The 24715-nt window shown below is 36.2% G+C and carries 14 protein-coding genes; 6 read left to right on the top strand and 8 right to left on the bottom strand.

Going from position 1 to position 24715, the window contains the following annotated elements; genetic code table 11:
* Positions 1–92 precede the first annotated feature (92 nt).
* Positions 93–1520 carry a family 43 glycosylhydrolase gene (locus tag ACFSJT_RS13760; protein WP_378320869.1) on the top strand — a complete coding sequence of 476 codons (1428 nt, stop codon included), beginning with the start codon at positions 93–95 and terminating at the stop codon, positions 1518–1520.
* Between the two features lie 20 nt (positions 1521–1540).
* Here ACFSJT_RS13760 and ACFSJT_RS13755 read toward each other — a convergent pair whose 3' ends face one another.
* The 6 genes from ACFSJT_RS13755 to ACFSJT_RS13730 form a co-directional block, all read right to left on the bottom strand.
* Complete coding sequence (locus ACFSJT_RS13755) at positions 1541–3841, bottom strand: alpha-L-rhamnosidase-related protein (protein ID WP_378320868.1); 2301 nt, start codon at positions 3839–3841, stop codon at positions 1541–1543.
* Positions 3842–3920: 79 nt separating this feature from the next.
* On the bottom strand, positions 3921–7097 hold the full coding sequence (gene lacZ / locus ACFSJT_RS13750; protein WP_378320867.1) for a beta-galactosidase, LacZ type: 3177 nt from the start codon (positions 7095–7097) through the stop codon (positions 3921–3923).
* A gap of 5 nt (positions 7098–7102) precedes the next feature.
* Positions 7103–8518 (bottom strand): sulfatase family protein, encoded by a 1416-nt coding sequence (locus tag ACFSJT_RS13745; protein ID WP_378320866.1) that lies wholly within the window; start codon positions 8516–8518, stop codon positions 7103–7105.
* A 190-nt stretch (positions 8519–8708) separates the two neighbouring features.
* Entirely contained in the window at positions 8709–10199 is a 1491-nt protein-coding gene (locus ACFSJT_RS13740) for a RagB/SusD family nutrient uptake outer membrane protein (RefSeq protein WP_378320865.1), read from the bottom strand.
* A gap of 13 nt (positions 10200–10212) precedes the next feature.
* The gene (locus ACFSJT_RS13735; RefSeq protein ID WP_378320864.1) at positions 10213–13458 is read right to left on the bottom strand and encodes a SusC/RagA family TonB-linked outer membrane protein; all 3246 of its coding nucleotides are present in this window, start codon (positions 13456–13458) and stop codon (positions 10213–10215) included.
* A 276-nt stretch (positions 13459–13734) separates the two neighbouring features.
* The gene (locus ACFSJT_RS13730) at positions 13735–14781 is read right to left on the bottom strand and encodes a GntR family transcriptional regulator (protein ID WP_378320863.1); all 1047 of its coding nucleotides are present in this window, start codon (positions 14779–14781) and stop codon (positions 13735–13737) included.
* A 233-nt stretch (positions 14782–15014) separates the two neighbouring features.
* On the opposite strand from ACFSJT_RS13730, the gene ACFSJT_RS13725 reads away from it, so the two are divergent.
* From ACFSJT_RS13725 to ACFSJT_RS13705, 5 genes are read left to right on the top strand one after another with little or no spacing between them, the layout of a single operon-like run.
* Positions 15015–17120 carry a bifunctional aldolase/short-chain dehydrogenase gene (locus ACFSJT_RS13725; protein ID WP_378320862.1) on the top strand — a complete coding sequence of 702 codons (2106 nt, stop codon included), beginning with the start codon at positions 15015–15017 and terminating at the stop codon, positions 17118–17120.
* 14 nt (positions 17121–17134) lie between these two features.
* Positions 17135–18415 carry a sugar isomerase gene (locus ACFSJT_RS13720; protein WP_378320861.1) on the top strand — a complete coding sequence of 427 codons (1281 nt, stop codon included), beginning with the start codon at positions 17135–17137 and terminating at the stop codon, positions 18413–18415.
* Positions 18416–18417: 2 nt separating this feature from the next.
* A complete protein-coding gene (locus ACFSJT_RS13715) occupies positions 18418–19803 on the top strand; it encodes an FGGY-family carbohydrate kinase (protein ID WP_378320860.1) in 1386 nt (461 codons plus the stop codon).
* A gap of 15 nt (positions 19804–19818) precedes the next feature.
* Complete coding sequence (locus ACFSJT_RS13710; protein WP_378320859.1) at positions 19819–20967, top strand: alpha-hydroxy acid oxidase; 1149 nt, start codon at positions 19819–19821, stop codon at positions 20965–20967.
* Between the two features lie 13 nt (positions 20968–20980).
* Positions 20981–22384: a purine-cytosine permease family protein gene (locus ACFSJT_RS13705; RefSeq protein WP_378320858.1), complete on the top strand. Its 1404-nt coding sequence runs from the start codon at positions 20981–20983 to the stop codon at positions 22382–22384.
* A 103-nt stretch (positions 22385–22487) separates the two neighbouring features.
* On the opposite strand, the gene ACFSJT_RS13700 is transcribed toward ACFSJT_RS13705, so the two are convergent.
* Positions 22488–23534, bottom strand: a complete 1047-nt coding sequence (locus ACFSJT_RS13700; protein ID WP_378320857.1) for a UDP-glucose--hexose-1-phosphate uridylyltransferase — start codon at positions 23532–23534, stop codon at positions 22488–22490.
* Positions 23521–24708, bottom strand: a complete 1188-nt coding sequence (locus ACFSJT_RS13695) for a galactokinase (protein ID WP_378320856.1) — start codon at positions 24706–24708, stop codon at positions 23521–23523. The genes ACFSJT_RS13700 and ACFSJT_RS13695 overlap by 14 nt, the downstream gene beginning before the upstream one ends.
* Positions 24709–24715: the final 7 nt, after the last annotated feature.

Here is a 24715-nt window from a genome sequence, read left to right as displayed (position 1 = left end):
CTGCAATTTCACTAACCAGCAAGGTACAGGACACTTTTGATTCTAAAAAACTTCAATTTTATACAGGTTAAAATCAAATTATACTAAATATCATGAATTATAGGCTCGTTATATTTTCATTATGCTCCTTTATTTCCTTTTCACAAACCATCTACATTGATAATACAGTACCTCGAGTAGATGAAAAAGGACAAATTGTTGATGCTCACGATGGACGTCTTATCCAGTTTGGTGATACTTTTTATTGGTACGGTACTTCTTATGGAACCACTAATGGGTTTACTACGCAAAATCATTATAGATGTTATAGTTCTAAAGACATGACCAACTGGAAATATGAAGGTAAATTACTGGATACACCCCCTGAAGGAGTCTATTACAGGCCACATGTTATCTACAATAAAAAAAACAAAAAATATATACTCTGGTATAATTGGTACCCAAAGCTTTGGGAAGGACAGTTTGGAGTGGCAACCAGTGATACGCCGCAAGGACCTTTTAAAATTGTAAATGATAATGTTAAGATGTACCGATCTGATGTTGGTTTAGGCGATTTTGGTCTTTTTGTAGATGATGATGGAACGGGTTATATAAGCTATAACACTATACAAAATCATCAAGTATCTGTAGAAAAATTGAGCGATGACTATTTGTCTTCTACTTTGAAAAATGGAGGCATTATTGCGGAACATATGGAAGCCGGAACCATGTTCAAAAAAGAAGGGAAATATTATCTACTCACAGATTATACTTGCTGTTTTTGTAATTATGGATCAGGTGCCCGAGTATACATTTCTGAAAACCCTCTTGATGGATATCAACTTACGACAAATATCAATAGACACCCCGGAAACCCCTCTTTGATACTCAATGATGGAATAAAAAGAGGTACACTACATGAAACTCTTTCAAAAAAGAAGGATGAATATGATGCTGTTGAAATCCTTTTTGATGAAAAACTAGAGGTTAACAAACTGTCCCTACATATTTTTACCGGAAATCGTCCTGAAAATTGTGGAGACGTTAATAAAACCAAAGTACATCCTGATATTAGAACTCCTGAATTCGAGATTTTTGAATGGGAATATAACAATTGGAAAAAGATTTCTATTAAAAACAAAAAAGCTGAAAAATCTGCTTTAAAAGAGGAAATCGTGCTTGAATTCTCTACCAGTATATCTGACCGTTTCAAAATTATTCCTATTGAAAGTGACGATAATATTTATATCAATGAAATTGAAACGTTTAATGAAGAAACCCCTAACAATTCGAGAAGTAGTTTTTTTATTAAGGGACCCAAAATCCCAAGGAAGCCCATAATTCCTGCTCAGCAGTCCTATGTAATGAAACTTACTACAACCGAGGGAGAAAAGTATATATGGATCGGAGATCTTTGGGGTTCTGCCTCTGATAATATTAAAGGACACGACTATCAATATTGGAGTGCTCCTTTAGAATTTAATAAAGATGGAACCATTAAACCTATGAAATGGATAGATAAATGGTCTATCAAATTATAAAGTTGATTTCTATGCTCGCATTATTGGCGTGCCTCTATTTGATAGGCTCCAGATGAGACTTCAAAAAGTTTATAACCTTCCTCTTCAGTATAAATTACCTTTTCGCCATTCATCTTTATCTTATTATATTTTGAAGGAATGTAGACTAATGCTTTTGAATTTTCAGGCACATTGATATCCAGCATATATGTTTCTTCATTTTTCAATTCTACTTTGATATCTCCTTTAATACTGGGCACCGTAGCTTTGATATGCTTTAAAAATCCAGGTTGTGGTTTTACCTGAAAGGTTTCATACCCACGTGACGTAGGAGCTATTCCTGCTGCATATTGGTACAATAGTGTTAATCCACCACCACTCCAGGCATGGTTGGTGGTTCCTCCCCCAAAGCCTTCTGCCCCAATGCCCCAACCTTCCCACAAAGTGGTGTATGTTGTATCGCGCACCATTTTTGAAAAACGCTCTTTCATACGTTCTAAAGCATAATCAGGGTACCCCATTTGATATAGTGCCTCTAACACATATTTTTCCATATAGGGACTAGCGTATTTTTGGGTTTGTAATACTTTATAAATTGCGTCATATTTATCGGGATCAGCTAAACCAGCCACTACGGCTAATCCTTGTGAACGATCATCAGTTTTTCCCTTATATTTATATGAACGGTAGTAATCTCCCTTCCAAAATACTCTATTAAATGCTTTTTTAAAGCTTACCATTTGTTTTCGTACACTATCGGCCTCTTTCTGTTGCTCTAATGCTTCCGCCATATTTGCGTATCCTTTTAGAGCTAGATAATACTGGGTATTTATCAAGATAGGGACATCCCGATTAGTTCCCCAATCCCCCCAGGTCCAACCACCTTTACGTACTGTTAATGTACCATCTTCCTTAATTTTCCATAACGAAAGATATTTTTTTACAGGATCGTAAACTTTTTTAATGGTTTCAAGATCACCTGTGTTCAAATAATAATTCCAAAAACCATAATAACCAACGCTCATAAGCATCTGCCCAGGAAGCTCCTTATCCCAATTTCCTGTGGGGATAGGAGAAAAAATCGTGCTATCCTTACGTTGCCAGTTCATTAATTCTAACATCCCCTTTTTCATTAAAGCGTCAGCCGATCGATCCAAAGCATAAAATGCTTCACCACTTTCCAGCACCACATCACCCCACCATTGGGCACGCTCACGGCCGGGTGTATCCATATAATTATCCCGCATCGTTACATACAAAGTACGAACTGCTTTTTTGCACATTCGATTGTAGAAATCATCATCCACATGAATACTACCAGAAAATTCAGTATCATAACCGGTTTCACGATATTTCAAATCAAGGACTTCAACTCCTTCCGGAATTATATAATACATTACATGCCCGTTGATCCAACCTAGAGATTCGTATTGCTGCTCTCCATCTTTTGTGATATATTCTGCCCGCATATTATATTCAGAACCCCCTTTGTAATTATCGGTGAGCATAGTAATTTTTCTACCAGCTTTGGTCTTGACTTTTAAGTAAGGTGTAACTTGGGTGTTGTACGTAAGTTTACATTTTATAGTATCACCTTTACTAAGAAAAGGAAAACTGATTGCATTCTCATAGCTTTTTAATCCATAATCTTTCCAAAAAGGAATAGGCCTTTTTACCAATTGATTCCACGGAGGGCACTCGCCTTGGCAAATGATATTGGCTGAAGGCCACTTGGAGTCATCAAAATCTGATCGTATCCAGTTGGGTATATCTTTTATCGCATTAAAAACAATATTGGATTCTGGCAATCGCCAATTAGGTTGCGGATTTTCACTTTCGGGAATGTACGCTGGATGTATTATTGCTTTCCAGGAATCATTAGTTTGCAGTATTAAGCTTTCTCCCTGATACAGTTCTGCAATCAATCCGGCTTTGCCACTTGATTTGTGGCTCATTCCTTCTTTACCGAAATACCACACCAGTATGGAAATCGTATTTTCTCCATCCTGCAAGGCTTGAGTCAGTTCTACTTTATCGTAATAGGTGTCGTTGGCAGTTGGACCTCGTTTTAAACCGCCTTCAAACACAACTAGTTCCCCATTAATCCATAACCAATATTTGGAATCTACAGCCAACCTTAGAACCGTTGAAATAGTATCTTTTTTATGCTGAAATGATTTTCTGAAAGCAAGCCATGCGTTTTTTTTGGGCAACGGACTTTGAGTAGTAATCCAGTTAGCTTGCCAGTCATCCTCAACTATTGTTTGAGAAATATCTAACTGAGTATTTTCTCCCTTACACGATGCTATAAGCAAAAACAGAAATATGGAATACCATTTCATGAAGTACTAAAATTACAAGATCTTAATGCAATTTATACAATTAAGAATATAAAACTGTCTTGTTCTATCCTGACAGCGTCTATTTTATGATTTGTAAACGAAAAGAATATTGGTACTCTTTTGCCGAAACTCTAAAAGGCTCATGAGGTCTCGCATCAATGCTCCAGGTATTATCACCTCCTACTCCCATTTGCTTGTGATCAATATTTAACGTAATCGTATTACCGAATTCGAGTTCTTCAATGCGATTAGCTTTTTCGATCTGTACTTGCGTAAACGGCCAGGCACTGAAGCTTAGTGGTTGTCGAATACTTTCGATTTGAAGTCCCTTACCTTCAGAATTAGTTAGCTTAGCCCAATATACATCTGTTTTATTACTACTTTCTTGTGGACGCACATAATAGGTAAAATCATTTTTTACAGATTCTGAATATCTTCCTAAAAGTGCCCCGGTTTTCTTATCGGCATAATTTTCCAGAGGACCTCTACCAAACCATTGTAATTGATCATATTGAGCAGGTACCTGAAGCTGCCACCCTACCCTTGGAATATCGAGAAGATTCGATGATGGTTCTAATTGATAATCTAGTTGCATCGAACCATCTGCATAAATTGTATATTTTTGAGTAACCAACGATTCTGTTTCTCCTAATTTGTGTTTTGTTTTCACTCCAACAGTATTCTCTTTTTTCTGGGAAGAAATACTAATTAGCGCCTGTTTTTCCGAGGCATCCTTCCAGATTTTTTGGCGTTTCATAATCCCTGAAGCCAAGTCATTATCCGTTGGAGCTCTCCAAAAGTTAGGTTTTGGGGGGATACTGATAAAATTTTCTCCTTTCGAAGCATATTTGATGAGTGTTCCATTTTTTTTATCAAAAACAACCTCAACATCTTTGACAGTTACTTTAATTTCAGAATTTGTTTCTTTTAACTGAGGAATCGATCCGTTTACAGCAGTATTCTTTTGGGGTATATGATACAACAAAAATTGTTCTGTTCCTATTTCAAAACCTTTTTGAGCCCATGGCTTATCTTTTTTTAGCACAAAGGCTATTTTAATATGATATCGAAGTCCTGGTTTTGTTTCGATTTCAGGAAGAGATATCTGAAATGTACCTTTCGTTTGTGGAAGAATATCAAGAGGTGCTATTGTTCCTGTATGAATAACCTTTCCATCTTCGGTAATTTCCCAGTTGATATCATATTCATTCAAATTAGTACGAAAATGACGATTAAGGACTTTAAATTTTCCTTTACTGATACTATCTTTTTGAATTTTTATTCGTTGCCAAACATATTTGGCTTGCCATCCTCCTGATTTGATCTTTCCATCGGCAGAGATTAATCCTTTTTGTACTGGATTTAAATCTGCCTGTTCCTGTTTAAAATCCAATCCATGCTTCCATAACCTTTTTCCATCTTTGCTGTGCTTGGTTATCAATTGGTCTCTCCAATCCCAAACAAAACCTCCAACAAACCGTGGATATTTTCGAATGGCTTTCCAGTAGGTTTCCATGTCTCCTGTAGAATTTCCTTGAGAATGGGCATATTCACACCAGATTACTGGTCTGTTGTCATCAGGTTTGGTGGCTAGGTCAATCATATCATCCGTCAATCTGTACATACGACTAATAATGTCGGTATATATTCGATCCTTGGGTTCAGGTTTTGGCCAATTGTATCCATAAATATTTTGTGCTCCTTCTGCATGGATAGGTCTTGTAGGATCAAATTCTTTGATCCAGGCAGAAAGAGCAGCATGATTAGGGCCAAAACCTGATTCATTCCCTAATGACCAACTAATAATGCTAGGATAGTTTTTGTTTCGCTCTGCCATCCGGATTCCTCGTTCTAAAAAAGCAGTATGCCACTCAGGAAGATTACTAAATAAGGACCCATGGCCATGGCTCTCGATATTAGCCTCATCCATTACATAAATCCCATACTCATCACAGAGCTCATACCAATAAGGAGGGTTAGGGTAATGAGAGGATCGTGATGCATTCACGTTTAACTGTTTCATTAATTTTGCATCTTGATGCATCGCCTCTTTGGTAACTGCCTTTCCGGTATTGGCATCCCAATCATGTCGATTGACCCCGTATAACAAAACCGGCACTCCATTCACCTTAAATTGCCCATCACTAATATCTATTTCCCTAAATCCAATTTTAGTGCTTCGAGCTTCTACAAGCTTGCCTTTTTGATCTTTTAAAGAAAGTACAAGGGTATACAGATTGGGGTATTCTGCAGACCACTTTTTAGGACTTACAATTTTGGCTTGCATCAAGTTTTCAAAAGGCCGGTTTCCTATTTGGGGATGGTATTCGTTTACTATTTGATCTACCGTAATCTCCAGAGGCTTTTCTAAAATCGAATTAGCATCTATATCAAAAAGCTCAGCTTCTACTTTCCAACCTTTTGTATCAACTTTTTCAAAAAGTTTAATTTCAGGGCGAATTTGTAGGAAGGCATCCTTATAATCCTTATCCAAATCAGTTCGCACTGCGAAATCATAAATCTGAATCTTAGGAGCAGCCTCCAGATAAACTTCTCTGGTGATACCACTCATGCGCCAATGATCTTGGTCTTCAATATAACTACCATCACTCCATTGTGATACCTGAAAAGTAATCAAATTATTTTTTGGTTTTAGAAAAGGAGTAATATCAAACTCTGCCGGTAGCCTATTATCTTCACTATATCCTACAAATTGGCCATTCACCCAAACCGAAAGACATGAAGAAGCAGCACCCACATGTAAGGTGATCTGCATGTCTTTCCAGTCTTTTGGTATTTCTATATTTCTTCTATACAGTCCTGTAGGATTATAATCTTTGGGTATATGAGGTTGTTTTACTCCTTTCTTTTCCCATATTTGATGTGTAAGTCTATGCCAAGGCTTTCCGTAGCCTTCTAACTCCCAATTGGAAGGCACCGGAATAGTTTTCCACTGACTATCTGAAAAAGAAGATTCATAAAACTTTTGTGGAACCTTTGAAGGATTTTCTAGGAATTGAAATTTCCAGTTTCCGTTCACTATTTTTTTTCTTGGAGACTGATCGCGATCAGCTTGAATGGCAAGTTTTTTATTAGGATAGGAAATCGAAGTTGCCCGAGCTGGTAATTTATTGACCTGAACTACTGATGGATTTTGCCAATACGGAAGTTGTTGTGTATAAATTTTTAATGCAGTAGCATTGAGTATAAAAATGAACCCCATGACCGGGGTGATGATGCTTTTATTAATTATCATTAGGTTTAATGAGCTTCTTTTTTAAGTATTTCGTATTGTTCTTTCATTTGAAATTTTAAGGTTTCTTGTCCCTTTACATTAATTAGATTTTTGATTTCATCAGGATCTTCAGAAATATCGTACAATTCTTCAAAGATGACCTCCTCTGTATTTTCATTCCTAAAATATTTCATATACTTTTTATCGTTACAAACCACTCCTTCTGTACTTGGGATATAATATCTGTTTGAGGATTGCCAGAGATGTTCATAGAAAAAGGCATCCCGCCAATCTGTTTTAGGATTATCTATAAGTTTTGTCAGATCTTTTCCCTGAATAATTTTTGGTATGTCGACATTAGCAATTGATAATATTGTAGGAGCAAGATCAATGTTAAGTGCTATTTTTTCTATAACTATCCCTTTATGTTTTTTTCTCGGATCGTAAATGATCATAGGAATTCTTATAGAAGGATTACTGCCATACCATTTTCCCGCGAAACCATATTCTCCCAGATAAAAGCCATTATCGCTAGTAAAGATGATCACCGTATTTTTATCTTGCCCAGTATCTTTTAGCTTTTCAACTATATCACCTACTACGACATCAACCCCATGGATTAATCGATAATATTTTTTTATAGATTCTTGTTGCATTACGGGAGTTGCAAAACGATCTTTCCATCGATTTCTAGCCACGTTGTTCTCTGTAAACTCTTTGGGAAAATGATCAAAATATGCCGAATTTGAAGTTTTAGGAACTTTTACATTCGTATTCCTATATAAACTATCAAAAATCTTATTCGGTAAAAAATATCCAGGATCTCCTTCTACGTGGGGAGCCTTAAAACTAACAGACAAACAAAAAGGTTTATCAGAACTCTTTTGAAGTTCCAGAAATTCACTAGCCTGCTGTCCAATTTTTTGAGTAAGATAAATAGCGTTTCCTGCTGAATCTTTTTGTGTGAAGGTTCCTTGTCCGGGAAAACCTTTCCAATAATCAAATTTAGCCTTTGGGAGTTGATGACCCACACCATATTTACCTATAAACCCTGTTCTGTATCCTGATTTACGCAAAAGTAACGGATAAGTATTATTTAGCTGTTTTTCTGAAAAATCTTTACTAAAACCCCATATTTGATGCCGTCTGGCATACTGCCCGGTAAGTATACTGGCCCGGCTTACGGCACATATCGAAGTGGTGACATACGCGTTTTTAAAATAAACCCCGTTCTTCGCAAGAGCATCAATATTTGGAGTTTGTAGTGTTTGGTTTCCAGCATATCCTAAAGCATCCCATCGTTGATCATCTGTCAATAAAAAAATGATATTGGGGTGTTGTAATCCTTCCTGTTTTTGATTTTCGGAATCTTCTTTACAATTAGAAAGTAATAATACGATTATTGTAAATAGCAATATTCTTCTTACGTATAAGGTTGACATCCTCACCAATCTATCTTTTTCTTTGTATAATGAAACTCAACGTGATTAAACCTATCTTCTTATCCATTCTCTTGTGGTGGTTAGCATGGGGCTTATTTAATGGACTAACTCCAAACTTAAAGATAGGTTTAACCTACATTGAAATCTACTAAAAACAATTCAAACTAAAATCAAACTTTTTGCTTATATGTTATTCCCATCCAGGAGTTTGTATAAAATCAAATGCTAGGACTTGATTAAATGGAATTCCTATTACTGTGCGAATATTTTGATAGGCGTCTGGAGTAACCGTGAAACCATTGGCTATTTGATCAGCTCCGTGTGCTCTCATTACCTCTTCTAACTTACCGGTTCTAAGCAAATCAAAATATCGATGAGCTTCAAAGGCCAATTCTCTTCTTCTTTCATCTGCTATAGTCTGTTCTAAATCAGCTAACTCTCCTGCGCTAAGTGCTGGATCTGGTAACCCTGCTCTCGTTCTAATTTGTTCAATTATTGGTACTGGATCTCCTCCGCCCGCTTGTTCATAACATTCTGCGAGCATTAATAATGCATCAGCATACCGGTACATTTGCCAATTAATCTCTTGTTGATTAGGTTGATTTTGATCAAAAGGAAAAGCAAATTTACTAGTCCAATAATAATCGACAATCTCGTTGACATTTCCATTAGCATCCAAAATTGTATCTCGGTAGATTGAAATATTATGTTGAAATCGCTCATCTTGTGTCTCATACAAATCTATTAAGCTCTGTGTGGGTTGAAATTGATTACCTCTACTATTAGGACTACTAGCATCTCCTAAAATATCTTGTCCACTCACAAATGGAACATAATTTCTAAAAAAATCGGCACCTTGATCTAGAGCTGGACTATATTGTATTTCAAAGATTCCTTCATTATGATTTCTTGTAAAAAAAACATCAGCATAATTTGGCAATAATGAATACCCTAATGTTGTAATTTCTTCAAGAAGTGGTCTGGCCTCTGGATATTGTTCTAGTGCCATATGAATCTTTGCCTTCAGCATTAAGGCTGCTCCTTTAGTAGCTCTGCCAGGATCTTCTGTGGTTGTAGGTAGTAAATCTATGGCTGTCTGGGCTTCGTTTAATATTCCTACATAAATTTCTGATGCAGGATCTCTTTCTGTAAACTCTTCAGATAGGATTTGTTCTGGGGTCAATCCTGGTTCTGTCACATAAGGTACATCCCCGTAAATCCTCACCAGATTGAAGTAAAATAAAGCACGAAGAAAAACAGCCTCACCTTTTCTAGCATTTTTAGTTGCCACATTTTCTAGATAATCTACTTCGTCTATGTTGGCTAATAAGAAGTTGGCTCGGGAAATTCCGGAATAATTGGTATTCCAATACTCTGATATTCTTCCATTGTCTGCATCCATAGTAAATTCGTTTAATTGATCGTCTCCAAATCCACCTCCATCACCAGTAATTTCTATGTTTGCATTGTCTGACCTACTTTCACCAAACCTTTGTTGTAATTGATTATGAAGATTTCTATTAATTCTATATACTGCAGCAATAGCCTGGTCAATCTCTGATGGTTTAGAATAAAAAGTAGTAGGAGTTCTAAAAGCAACAGGATCTTCCTCCAGAAAGTCTTCACAACTGGTTATGCTCAATACGAATAAGATTCCGATTAAAATTTCTAAATTTTTCATCTCAATAATTTTATTAAAAAGTTACGTCTAAGCCTAGGGTAATTGTTCTTGATACTGGAAAAGCTCCATTATCGATATTTCTTACTGCCGCATTATCTGCAGCTCTGTTTACAGTAGGACTTCCAAATTCGTATTCTGTAAATAGAAATGGATTTTGCGCACTAATGTATATTCGAGTCGATTGAAAAAGGTTTTCGAATATATCTCCCGATAATCTATACCCTAACGTTATATTTCTAATCCATAGGTAATCTGCATCATTTACGTGAAGCGAATTAGGCCTTCTGAAAAACTGTCGGCTTTGTAGACTCCCTGTTCCTGGTATTACTCTTGTTCTTGGATCATCACCAGGTCTCCATCGATCCAAATATGCTCGTTCTATATTAAATTGCCCATCATCTTGATTTGCTAAATACTGATTAGTGGCAGTAAAAACCTGCTGACCTATGGCGCCGTCAGCGATAATGTTTACGTCAAAATTTTTATATTTAAGTCGTGTTGAAAAACCAAATATAAAATCTGGATTGGCATCCCCAATAATAGTAACGTCTTGATCATTCAATACCCCATCGGCCTCATCTGGATTACCGTCTCCATCTGTATCGATGGTAAGAACGTCTTCGAATTTTAGAGATCCTTCTATTGCACCAGGATATTTAGGAACATTAGGATCATCAATTTCTTCTTGTGTAAATAATCCGATAACGTTAAATCCCCTATATCTACCGATGGGCTCACCTTCTCTTACTTCAGTAATATTAACGCGGCCAATTGTACTGTTTCGCGGAAAAAAGAAGCCTTGTTCTTGCGGCACATCGATTACCTCATTTCTATTGGCGGTATAATTTAGATTAACATTCCAGGTAAAATCTTGTTTATCAATAATAGTTGCAGATACTTCCAATTCAATTCCTTTATTTTGAATTTCACCTAAATTAGCTCTAACATCACCAAATCCACTCGTTCTAGGTAAAGGAAGGGGAAATAAAAAACCTACCGAGCGAATATCATAATAGTCTGCGCCTATAAAAAATCGGTTATTAAAAAAGCCCAAATCAACACCCAGGTTAGTTTCTTCTGTCTCTTCCCATCTTGCATTAAAATTAGGAAGTCCACGAACCGCGGCACCTACGGCATTTACATCACCATATAAATAATTTGTTGGAAAATCGTTTCTTTGTAGTGATACATTTCCTTGGTATTCGTAATTACCAATATTACTATTATTCCCGCTGATCCCATAACCTCCTTCTATCTTAAATTCGGAAACAACAGGTCTAACAGGTTCCCAGAAGTTTTCGGCAGAGATTCTCCATGCTCCACCTACTGCCCAAAAGTTACCATACCTATTATCTAATCCAAATTTTGAAGATCCGTCTCTACGAATAAGTCCGGTAAGAAAATATCTATTATCATACTCATAATTGAGTCTTGATAAGTAAGTAATCAATGCATTTGCTTGATAACTTACCCCTCCCGTAAAATCTGCGGGTTCTACAGAATTGGAGGCACTAGGAACTCTAATTTCTTCGTCTACTAAATTACTTGAATTTGCAGTAGTAACCGTTGTTTCCCTTTTTTCCATGGTATACCCAATCAAAGCATCTAATTTATGCTGATCAGTTTTTCCGAATAATACCGAATAACTCAATGTATTCTCCCAAATGTAGTTAAGTGCAGTTTCTTCACGAACGCTAGCACTGGCTTGTTGCGATCCATTAAGGTTCGCAAAGAGATTTCCCCCGGGAAGTCTGGAAGGCGTAAAACCAGCATTTCGTCTATCGATCAACTGCATCGACCAAAAAGTTTTTGCTTTTAAATTAGGTAGAAATTCCCATTCTAGAAAACTTCCTAATCTTAACAAATCTGACCTTCGTTCTGCTTCTCGCTCAATTAATTGAGTAACGGGATTCGCATTTCTGGATCTAAATATCAAGTTTCCCTGGGTTACTCCCGTTAGGACTCCTTCATTATCAAATAATGGCGCTGTGGGGTCGGTCCATGCAGCTAAGGCAGGAGCACTAAATATTTTAAAATTTCCAGCATCAGAATTAGTTCCTGTTCCCGTCGCAACAGACCGGGTAGGAGCAAAATTTAACCCAAGTTTTAAATTTTTGGTAATATCAGTATCAAAATTAAAATTCAGAGAGTATCTTTTAAAATTTGTATTAATTAACGTTCCTTCTCGATCCTGATGGGCAATAGATAAATTATATCTATTGTTCTGTCCTCCTCCAGAAACTCCCAAACTGTAATTTTTTACAATAGCATCCCTAGTAATAAGGTCCCACCAATCATTATCAGGTCCAATATCATCTAGACCAAGCAAAAACTCCCGTTGTTGTGTTTGCAAACCTCCTAAAGGAACCCCGGCAGCCTCCTGATCTTCATAAAATTCTAATTGATATTGATACAATTCCCGGGCATTTAAAACATCAGGTGCTTCAAATTCAGGAACAGATTGGATACCCAGAAACGTTCCAAAGGAAACTACAGGTCTGGCATTTTTTCTTCCCTTCTTAGTTGTGATGATTACAACTCCATTAGACGCCCTAGATCCATAGATTGCCTTCGAAGCAGCATCTTTTAAAATACTTATTGACTCTATATCTGCAGGGTTAAGAGAGTTTAAGATATAATTATCTCTTTGGTCGCCAGCGTTTGTCCCCAGTGGAAAACCATCCACAACATATAGCGGATTATTATTACCAAAAGTTGAGACTCCTCGTATAGTAAGTTGTGGCCCACCGTCTGGAGCACCATTATCTCTAAACTGAACCCCAGATACTTGTCCTATTAATGCTTGCTCAAAAGTCGTTACAGGTTGTTCCTCTATAGTTTCTGCTTGGACAGTTGATACTGCACCTATGAGTTCTGATTTTCTACGCTCCCCATACCCGATAACGACTATCTGTTCTAAAGAAGTTGATTCCACCAGTAAAGTAACGTTTATGATCTTTTTAGAACCTACCGTTATTTCTTGAGTCTCAAATCCCAAATAGGAAAAGATCAAAACACTGGAGTTATTAGGTACCTGGATCGAGTAATTTCCATCAAAATCTGTAGAAACCCCAACCTGAGTTCCTTTAATTAAAACATTAACCCCTGGCAATGGAACACCATTTTCACTTATTACTTTTCCCGTAATTGCACCTTGTATGTCTTTACCAATTTTATCTTCTGCATAAGATATTAGTGTGAAATTGATGAAGAATAACAGAAAGTACCGTTGAATGAATCTTTGATTATTTTTTCTCATGCTTATTCTTGAATTCTTGAATTACAATATTCTTATAATTCATATTTATTAAATGCTTATACTTCAATGTATTCCTTAAATATCTACCATAATATTGATATTTTAAGACAATATTAACTTAGAAGTAAAGTATTTGCATCCTGTACTATGCTGCTTGTTTTAAATTTACGTTTAAGAATTGAGAGGAGATTACAATAAAAAACTAGTAATAGTCTTACAACCGGAGAAGGCGGAATATATTAATACTAAAGTTGTAAAAAAGAATAATTACATGATTTACATCGACTTGCGATCAATAAATCTAAAATCATTTTTGATTTGTTCTTTTCGATTTTCAAGAATCATTTTGGCCGCAGAAACGCCCATTTGTTTAAAATCCGTTCCAATAACAGTAATCCCGAGTAATTCTTTGAGTGGCGTATCATTGTAGGAAACAATACCTATTTCTTTCCCTAATTGCAGTGTACTTTCTCTTACTTGTTTTACCAGGTCTACTAAGTCGGTTTCTTTAATTGTAATATAGACATCCCCTGCTCTAAGCTCCATACCTTCATAGATATCATCTAACACTTCAAAATCAAATGAATTGGCAACACAAAATTTCCTGAAGCCATGTAAAATTTCTCTTGGATAAGGATAAACCGATTTATCCGGATATACCAGAATTAGCTTATCATACCTTTTTAATTTATCCAATCCTACTGTTAATGCTTCAAAAATATCAGTTTCAAAATCTTGATATACTTGAATTATGTCTTCTTTAATAAAATCAATTTTATTATCTAGTAATACTAATTTATTTTCGGGAATTCGCTCGATCGCCTGCATTACCTTTTCTGTATATCCTATATGTTGAAGTTTTTCATTCTTGAAATGTGACATGATCACATAATAATCATAGTGCCCTTGGTACCTGTCCATCAATTTCAAAAATAAAGTTTCATCACAGTGATAAATATGTAAATCTAAATGGGCGTTTGTTCCAATAGCATTCAAAAATGAATTATAAATGCTCATTTTATAAGAACTAAGCTTATTAATCAGGAAAAGAATATTAACCTTATTTATTAGATCTGTTTTGGCTACATAAAATCCTTTTCCTTTGACTGACTCTATTATTTTGCGATCCTTAAGAAGATTATATGCTTTCTCTACAGTATCTCTAGACAAATAAAACTCTTCACTTATTTCGTTGATAGATGGGATTTTCTGTCCAACATTCAGATTTCCTCTCGAGATATCATCTATAATCGAGTCTACAATCTGTTTATACTTGGGTTTTCTGGATTCATGATCAATCCTTATGTTTACCAAAAGGTTCATTTTTGCGTTTTAGGGGTAATATTAAGTAACTATTTCTTTTGAAAAATAAATAAAAAATTATGAATACAATTCATAATCAAATATTTTTTGTTATAAATTATAAGAATATTCTGAAAAACACTTTTATATGATACAGTATACTACAGGATGGAGAATAGTTAGGCTACCTCTATTTTCGTAGAGACTCAAGTCAAAAATTATTTTTAGTTAGCCATCAATTAAACCATAATACTATGGGAATAGTAAAAAAGTCGTTTGACTACGTGGATTACCTCTGGGACCATTCTAAAGCCGCAAAGCTCGAAGGAGACGAAGTTGCTCTTTTTTTATACAGATCCAACATTTTGGGTACAGATTTAAGAATCACCAATTACGGCGGTGGTAATACAAGCTGTAAAACTATAGAGAAAGATCCCCTGACCAATGAAAATGTAGAAGTGATGTGGGTTAAAGGATCAGGTGGGGATATTGGTACACTTTCCAGAAGCGGAATTGCCGGGTTATACACAGAAAGGCTTAGAAACTTAAAAAAAGTATATCGCGGTATTGAGCATGAAGATGAAATGGTGGCTTTGTTTAATCATTGCATATACGATTTAAATAGTAAAGCTCCATCAATTGATACGCCTTTGCACGGGTTATTACCCTTTAAACATATTGATCATCTCCATCCTGATGCAGTCATTGCTATTGCTGCGGCAAAGGATGGAGAAAAAATTACCAAAGAGATCTGGGGGGACGCTATGGGCTGGGTTCCCTGGCAAAGACCAGGTTTTGATCTTGGTCTTCAATTAGAGAAATGTCTCGAAGAAAATCCAGGTATAAGAGGTATTGTATTAGGGAATCATGGATTATTCACCTGGGGGGATACTTCGTATGAATGCTATATCAACAGTCTGGAAGTTATAGAGATGGCTTCATCCTATATTGAAAAAAAAGTCAATGAAAATGGCAATGCTTTTGGTGGACAAAAAATAAAAAGTCTCCCTCCAAGTAAACGAAAAGAACAAGCATCAGCACTTGCTCCTTTATTAAGAGGCCTGTGTTCTAGTGAGAATACTATGATCGGCCATTTTACCGATGATGATCGGGTTTTAACCTACATCAACAGTAATGATCTTGAAAAATTAGCTCCTATGGGAACTTCTTGTCCAGATCATTTTTTGAGGACCAAAATCAAACCTCTCGTACTTACATTAAAATCAGATGAAGATGTATCGAATTCCCAAGCGATATTGAAGAAATTAAAAACAAAATTCGAAAACTACAGAGACGACTATAGACAATATTATGAAAGTTGTAAGCATGAAGATAGTCCGCCGATGCGAGACCCTAATCCTGTGGTAATTATCTACCCTGGTGTGGGGATGTTTACTTTTGCCAAAAACAAACAAACAGCAAGAGTGGCAAGCGAATTTTATATAAATGCCATCAATGTCATGCGTGGTGCAGAAGCAATTTCTGAATATACTGCTCTGCCTCGGCAAGAAGCTTTTAATATAGAGTACTGGTTACTAGAGGAAGCTAAACTTCAGCGTATGCCCAAAGAAAAACCTTTATCCAGAAAGGTGGCTATCATTACAGGAGCTGCAGGTGGAATAGGTAAAGCGATTGCAGATAAATTAATAGCCGAAGGTGCCAATGTTATCATCACAGATTTGCAAGAAGAAACTCTAAAAAATGCTTCAATGTCCTTCACAAAAGATGAAGCTCTAACCACAATTTGTGATGTAACAGATTCTAATTCTATAGAAAAAGCATATAAAGAAGGTTGCTTAGCATTTGGAGGTATTGATATTATAATTCACTCTGCAGGTTTAGCTATCTCAAAGCCGTTAGAAGAAACTACTTTAGCCGACTGGAATTTGTTGCAAAGTGTCTTGGTGAAAGGGCAATTTCTTATGGTTCAAAAAGGTGTCGAAATTATCAAACTACAAGGATTAGGTGGGGACATCATAAACATAGCCAGTAAAAATGGTTTAGTCTCAGGACCAAACAATGTAGGGTATGGAACAGCAAAAGCAGCCCAACAACACATGACCAGGCTTTTGGCAGCAGAACTAGGTCCACAAAAAATAAAAGTGAATACAGTTAATCCTGATGGTGTTATCATTGGCAGTAAAATATGGGAAGGAAAATGGGCAGAAGGAAGGGCCAAAGCTTATGGAATATCGGTGGAAGATTTACCAAAACATTACGCAAAACGCAACTTACTTAATGAAATTATACTTCCTGCAGATATTGCAAATGCCGTTTTTGCTTTATTGGCTATCTTAGATAAAAGTACTGGTAACACAATCAATGTAGATGGAGGTATGCCTAATGCCTTTGTTCGCTAATACTCATATCTATAATGAAAATTGATAAACAACAAATATCTGATCTTAACAAAAGTGTAGAAACTAAACACCTCATACAACTGGACTTTATAGCAAATCAGCTCCAACACAAAGGTATTGACGGGCAACATATAATTAAAAAGCTAAAAGATTTTCAGGTTGCTATACCAAGTTGGGCACTAGGTGCTGGGGGAACTCGTTTCGGAAGATTTTCTTTTGGAGGTGAACCAAGCACTTTGGAACAAAAATTGGACGATATAGGTATACTCCATACATTAACCAACGCTGCGGGAGCAGTTTCTCTGCATATCCCATGGGATATTCCTCAAAATTATCAAGCTATTAAAGATAAAGCAGCACAGCATAATATTGTCTTTGATGCGGTAAACTCTAATACTTTTCAAGATCAATCCAACGCTAAAGAAAGTTATAAGTTTGGCTCCTTATGCAACAGTAATAAAGCTGTTAGAGAGCAAGCCATTCAACATAATATTGATGTTATCAATATTGGAGAGAAATTAGGATCAAAGAGTCTCACAGTATGGTTAGCAGACGGTTCAAGTTTTCCCGGGCAGCTTAATTTTCAAGAAACTCTAAAAAACACGCAAGATAGTCTTAAGACAGTTTACAAATCACTTCCAAAGGATTGGAAACTATTTATCGAATATAAACCCTACGAACCCAATTTTTATAGTACAGTGATCCAGGATTGGGGAACTTCATATATGCTCGCTAATGAATGCGGAGAGAGAGCATACACTCTTGTAGATTTAGGTCATCATTTACCTAACACAAATATCGAACAGATTGTTGCTACACTATTATATAAAGGCAAGCTAGGAGGATTTCATTTTAACGATAGTAAATATGGTGATGACGATCTCACTGTAGGTTCTATAAAACCATACGCGTTGTTTTTAATATTTAATGAACTAGTCTATGGAATAGAAAATAATCCTAAGAATCCGGATTTGGCTTGGATGATCGATGCCAGTCATAATATTAAAGATCCTTTAGAAGATCTAATTCAATCCCTTGAAGCCATAATGATAGCGTATGCTCAAGCGCTATTGGTAGATCAAAAACAGCTTAAAGAGGCTCAAGAAGCTCAAGATATTGTTGCCTGCCAGGAAATCTTACAAGAAGCTTATCGAACAGATGTCCGGCCTTTGGTAAGAGAATCCAGGGTGCAAATGAATGCTGCCATTGATCCTTTGGCAATTTATAGATCTTTGGAAATAAGGAAAACATTGATTAAAGAACGTGGCAAAAATTCTACCGCTTCAGGTTTATAAAAATGAAAAAGGTAATTGCAATATTTGATATCGGTAAAACCAATAAGAAGTTTTTTCTCTTTGACAGCGATTACAAAGAGGTGTATAAAGAATACACCAAATTTGAAGAGATTAAAGATGAAGACGGATTTCCTACCGAAAATCTACCTGCTTTGCAACAGTGGCTTAAAGATTTGTTTGACAGAATACTTTCTGCAAAGGAATATGATATCAAGGCTATAAATTTTTCAACATATGGAGCGAGCTTGGTACACCTAGACAAAAAGGGGAATGTGTTAACACCTTTATATAATTATTTAAAACCATTACCCAAAGAAATTGCAACTGCTTTCTACCAGGATCATGGAGATCCGTTGACTATTGCTACAGAAACCGCTTCTCCTTCTGCTGAAATGCTTAATTCGGGGATGCAATTGTATTGGTTAAAACATACCAGACCGGGATTATTCTCTAGGATTAGATATTCTCTTCATTTTCCGCAATATCTGTCTTTTTTATTTACAGGAATTCCAGTAAGCGAATTTACCAGTATTGGTTGTCATACAGCGTTATGGGATTATAAAAAGAATACGTATCACCAGTGGGTCATAAATCAAGGAATTGATACTAAATTTCCTTTTATAATTTCCACTCAGACCAGTTTCAACATGATTTACAATGAAAAAAGAATTAAAATAGGTGTAGGAATCCACGATAGCTCATCTGCATTAATACCCTATTTATTAGGAGAAAAAAAACCTTTTATTCTTATTTCTACTGGAACCTGGAGTATTACTTTAAATCCTTTTAATAATGAGTCATTATCAAAAAAAGATATACAAAACAACTGTCTGAACTATTTAAGAATTGATGGAAGGACAGTACGTGCTACCCGATTCTTTATGGGGCAGGAATATACGGTGCAAATAAAGAAACTCTGTAATTATTTCAATAAAGATAAAGATTATCATAAAACCATAGGGTTTGACATCAACTTGTATCTCAAACTAAAAGATCAAAAGAAAAGATACTTTAGATTTGAGGAAATACGCATCGACAGAGATCATAAAGTTTCAGAAACTGATTTATCCGTATTTTCTTCTTTTGATATCGCTTTTCACCAACTTATGATCGAGCTGGTAGATATCCAAGTACAAACCACAAGGTTAGCTATTGGTAAGAGTAAAATCAAAAAGATTTATATCGATGGTGGATTTACAGATAATGAAATTTTTATCAAGCTGGTCGCCCTACACTTTAAAAAATATAAAGTCCGAACCACCAAATCACCATTAGGTTCGGCTCTAGGCGCTGCTATGGTAATTTCTGATCATAAACTCAATTCAAGATTCTTGAAAGACAATTATCAAATGAAAAAATTACAACCACCAGTATTGCAACCTTTATAATTGATATACTACAGTATGAAATGGAAATACAACACAAAATATCCTGCAATTGATGATCTCAGAAGTAAAGCAAAAAAACGGATTCCAAAGTTCGCTTTTGAATATTTAGATGGTGGTTGTAATGAAGATGTAAATCTTTCTAGAAACCGTTCTGACATACAAAAAGTTGAACTCAGACCCAACTACTTAAGCAAACATACTGGCTCTGATATGAAAACCGAGTTATTCGGCAAAACATACGATGCCCCGTTTGGTGTTGCACCAATAGGTCTGCAAGGATTAATGTGGCCCAATGCTCCAGATATTCTGGCAAAAGCCGCATTTGATCATAATATCCCATTTGTTTTAAGTACTGTTACCACTAGTAGTATAGAACGTATTAGCAAAATTACCGAAGGTAACGCATGGTTTCAACTATATCATCCTACTGAAGATAGACTGAGAGATGATATAATTAAAAGGGCTGCTTCTGCAGAATGTCCAGTATTAGTCTTACTATGTGATGTCCCTACTTTTGGGTTCAGGCCCAGAGATATTAGAAACGGCTTAGCGATGCCTCCTAAGATGTCAATTAAAAATATTCTGCAAATTTTAAGCAAACCCAACTGGGCATTACAGACTTTGATTCAGGGACAGCCTAATTTTGAAACTCTAAAACCCTATATGCCCAAAAATTTGAATCTGAGTGCTCTTGGCCAGTTTATGGATATAACCTTTAGCGGAAGACTGAATGAAGAAAAAATTGCTCCTATACGGGATATGTGGAAAGGCAAAATAGTGCTTAAGGGAGTCGCCAGCGAAGCTGATACCGAAAAGGCCATTAAATTGGGATTAGACGGAATCATTGTTTCCAATCACGGTGGACGGCAATTAGATGCGGGTCAATCCACCATAAAACCGCTTAGTAAGATTGCACAAAAATATGGCGATAAAATCACTGTGATGATGGATAGCGGTCTAAGGTCTGGTCCTGATATTGCACGAGCTATGGCAAGTGGTGCTCAATTTACATTTATGGGTCGATCATTTATGTATGGAGTATCGGCCCTTGGAAAGGAAGGTGGAAATCACACCATTTCACTCATTAAAACACAATTACAACAAGTCATGGAGCAAATCTGTTGTGAGTATACAGAAGATTTCCCTAATCATTTGATAACATAGTTTACTACAAAGTATGAGTCAGTTTAATATTGAAGAAGAAATAGAAGAGATCGCCGGTGGTGAATTCGAAAGAGAGCCTGTACCCCAAAGTAGTCGGAAAGGTTGGAAAAGTTTCTTGGGTATGTATGCCGGAGAACATGCCGCAGGAACCGAATTTATGATTGGACCCCTATTTTTGACTGCAGGAGTAAGCGCATTTGATCTCATCATAGGATTACTAATAGGTAACTTACTAGCCGTATTGAGTTGGCGATTTCTTACCGCAGAAATTGCAGTTAAAAATAGGCTCACACTTTATTATCATTTAGAAAAAATATGTGGTAAAAATTTGGTAACCACATACAACTTAGCTAATGGTATTTTATTTTGTTTTCTTGCCGGAGCGATGATTACAGTATCTGCCACAGCTGTAGGTGTTCCATTTGATATGGAAATGCCGAAACTTACAGATACCATGCCAAATGGGATTACTTGGATCATCATTGTCATCATTATTGGTACGGTAATTTCTTTAATTGCCGCCAGAGGATATGATACAGTATCTAAAGCCGCTAACTGGATGTCACCAGTAATCGTATTGGCATTTATAGCTTGCGGAATTGTCGCTCTAAATCAATTAGGTGTAAAAAATTTTGATAGTTTCTGGAACATCTGGGGAGAAGGATCAGCACCATTTCCCGGACAAACAAAATTTACCTTCTGGCACGTAGTGATATGGTCTTGGTTTTGTAATGCAGCAATGCATATCGGAATGTCTGATCTTTCCGTATTTAGGTTTGCCAAATCACCATCATCAGGCTGGACAACAGCGGCAGGAATGTATGTTGGTCATTATATGGCCTGGATAGCTGCAGCTTTATTATATGCTGTATATCTCAAAACACCAGAAGCTCAGGCTTTTTTAAATAACGGAGAAGCACCACCAGTTGCACCGGGGCCCCTGGCTAATAATGCTATTGGATTATTTGGGATTATCGCGGTTATATTAGCAGGATGGACAACAGCTAACCCTACCATCTATAGAGCTGGATTAGCGTTTCAGGCAATTATCCCAAAGGTTTCTACATTTTGGGTTACTATCATTGCAGGATCTATTGCTACTCTAGCTGGAATTTTTCCGGCTTTTGCAATGAAGTTATTAGGATTTGTGGCATTATATGGTTTTATTCTGGCTCCAATAGGAGCGATTATTGTTTTTGAACATTTCTTCGGAAAAAAAATAGGAATCATTCCCTTTTATGCGGAAACAAAAAAGATCAATTTCAATATTTCAGTTTTATTGGCATGGGTAATTAGCTTTGGAGTATTCTATTTTATATCGAAGCAGTTTGACGTATTTTTATCTTTTGTAACTTTACCAGCTTGGTTGAGCTGTGGGATTTTATATCTGGTTTTCAGCAAGATGCTTCAAAAGTAAACTACCCCGGGGCAAGCCCACTAGGCATCGGTTGGAAATTAATTTTGATTTCACAGCAAGCCATAGAGCATTTAAACCTCGATTATCGAGTAAAACCCTGAATTTATTGTAGCTTATAATGAATATCTGATACACCCTTCAACATTCGAACAGCCTGCTCTGGAGTAATATCTCTTTGGGGATTTGCGAACATCTCATATCCAACCATAAATTTTTTAACTGTTGCGGATCTTAAAAGCGGTGGATAAAAACTCATATGTAAGTGCCACTCTGGATGTATTTTACCATCTGTCGGAGCTTGATGAATTCCTGCTGAGTATGGAAAAGAAACTTCAAATAGATTATCATACATGACCGTCAACTTTTTATAGGCATCTGCAAAAGCGGTTCTTTCATCTTCTGTTAACCCAAGAATACTGCTAGTATGCCTTTTACTAACGATCATAGCTTCAAAAGGCCAAACTGCCCAGAAAGGAACAAGCCCAACAAAATCTTCATTTTCAAAAAGGATTCTTTCTTTCTTTTCTAACTCTCTTTCTACATAATCGAGTAACAATGACCTTTTATTCTTTTCATAATACTTTTGAAACTCGACACCTTTCTTTTTAGGTTCTTCGGGAATAGATTCTTGTGCCCAAATCTGGCCGTGGGGATGAGGATTAGAACATCCCATAATTGCACCCTTATTTTCAAAAATTTGAACATAATTAATGAAGTCCAGCTTTCCTATCTCCTTATATTCAAGGGCCCAAAGGTCTATTACCTTTCTAATTGCCTCGATATTCATCTCGGGTATGGTCATATTGTGATCCGGAGAAAAGCAAATGACTTTACATAATCCCTGCTCGCTTTTTGCAATGAAAAGATCATCTTCCTCTACAATTCCTGCGGGGATATTCGGTTGTAGGGCAGAATAGTCATTTGTAAATGAATAGATACTATCGTATTTGGGATTTATTTCTCCATTGGCCCTGGTGTTTCCAGGACATAAATAACAGGTAGAATCAAATTTCGGTCTCGTGGTCTCAACTGTTTTCTCTACTTGTCCTTGCCAGGGGCGTTTTGATCGATGTGGTGAGACCTGAATCCATTCTCCCGTCAAAGGATTATAACGTCTATGCGAATGTTCTTTAAGACTAAATTGATCCATAAAATTCATGATTAATTAGATGAGTTCCATTTTCTAGTTCTACCTCGTAACATTCTAGGGCTATATTATATTTCTTATCATACTCTCGAGTAAGTTCTTTTACTAAATTTTCTTTTGCAGATCTTTCAACAAGGTTAATAGTGCATCCTCCAAAACCTCCGCCCATCATACGAGAACCTAAAACAGCAGAATTATTTTTCACTAAATCCACCAAAAAATCTAATTCTTCACAGCTTACCTCATACTTTTTAGACAACCCTTGATGAGACTCAAATAATAATGCTCCTAATTGTTTAAGCTTATTTTGTTTTAGCAATTTACTTGCTTCTACTACTCTTTGATTTTCCTCAATAATATAAGAACAACGATTGTATAAAGTATTTGATAGTCTATGTCTCAATATATCCAGCATTTCAAGAGTAACATCTCTAAGACTTTCTATTAAAGGATACTTCTCTTTAAGTATTTGTACTCCTTTTTCGCATTCTTCTCTACGTTGATTGTAGGAAGATTCTGCTAAAGAGTGTTTTACCTTTGAATTGCATAAGAGGATCTGATATTCTTCAAAGTTTGAAGGAAAGTATTCATATTCCAAGGATCTGCAATCTAATTGAATTGTATGATTCTTTTTGCCCATTATACTGGCAAATTGATCCATGATCCCACATCGAACACCTACAAAATTATGTTCTGCAGCTTGGCCTATCCTCGCAATTTGTATTTTTTGAAGTTTTACATTAAATAGATTATTTAATGCTACCCCCACACCACATTCTAACGCAGCAGAAGAAGAAAGCCCAGAACCAATAGGAATATCACCTCCAAAAACCATATCAAAACCAGAGGATAAAGGCTTAATTTTTTGAATTTCGTTTACAACGCCCAGAATATAATTAGCCCACCCTGTCGAAACTGCTTCTAATTTTTTTAATTCAACCTCAACAGTCTCATCAAAATCATAAGAAAACAATCTTATACGGTTATTTTCATTTTTGGCAAATGCTATGTAGATTCCTTTATCTATAGCTGCCGGCATAACAAAACCATCATTGTAGTCTGTATGTTCGCCAATAAGGTTAATTCTTCCTGGTGAAAAAACAAACTGAGGAGTTTTAGTAAACTTTTCTTCAAAAATACGTTTAAGATGTACTCCGAGGTTTTTTGAATATTGCATTAAATTT

Origin of the sequence: Aquimarina celericrescens (genome assembly GCF_042682765.1) — a bacterium.
Taxonomy (GTDB): Bacteria; Bacteroidota; Bacteroidia; order Flavobacteriales; family Flavobacteriaceae; genus Aquimarina; species Aquimarina celericrescens.
This window is presented reverse-complemented; position numbering and strand designations above follow the sequence as displayed.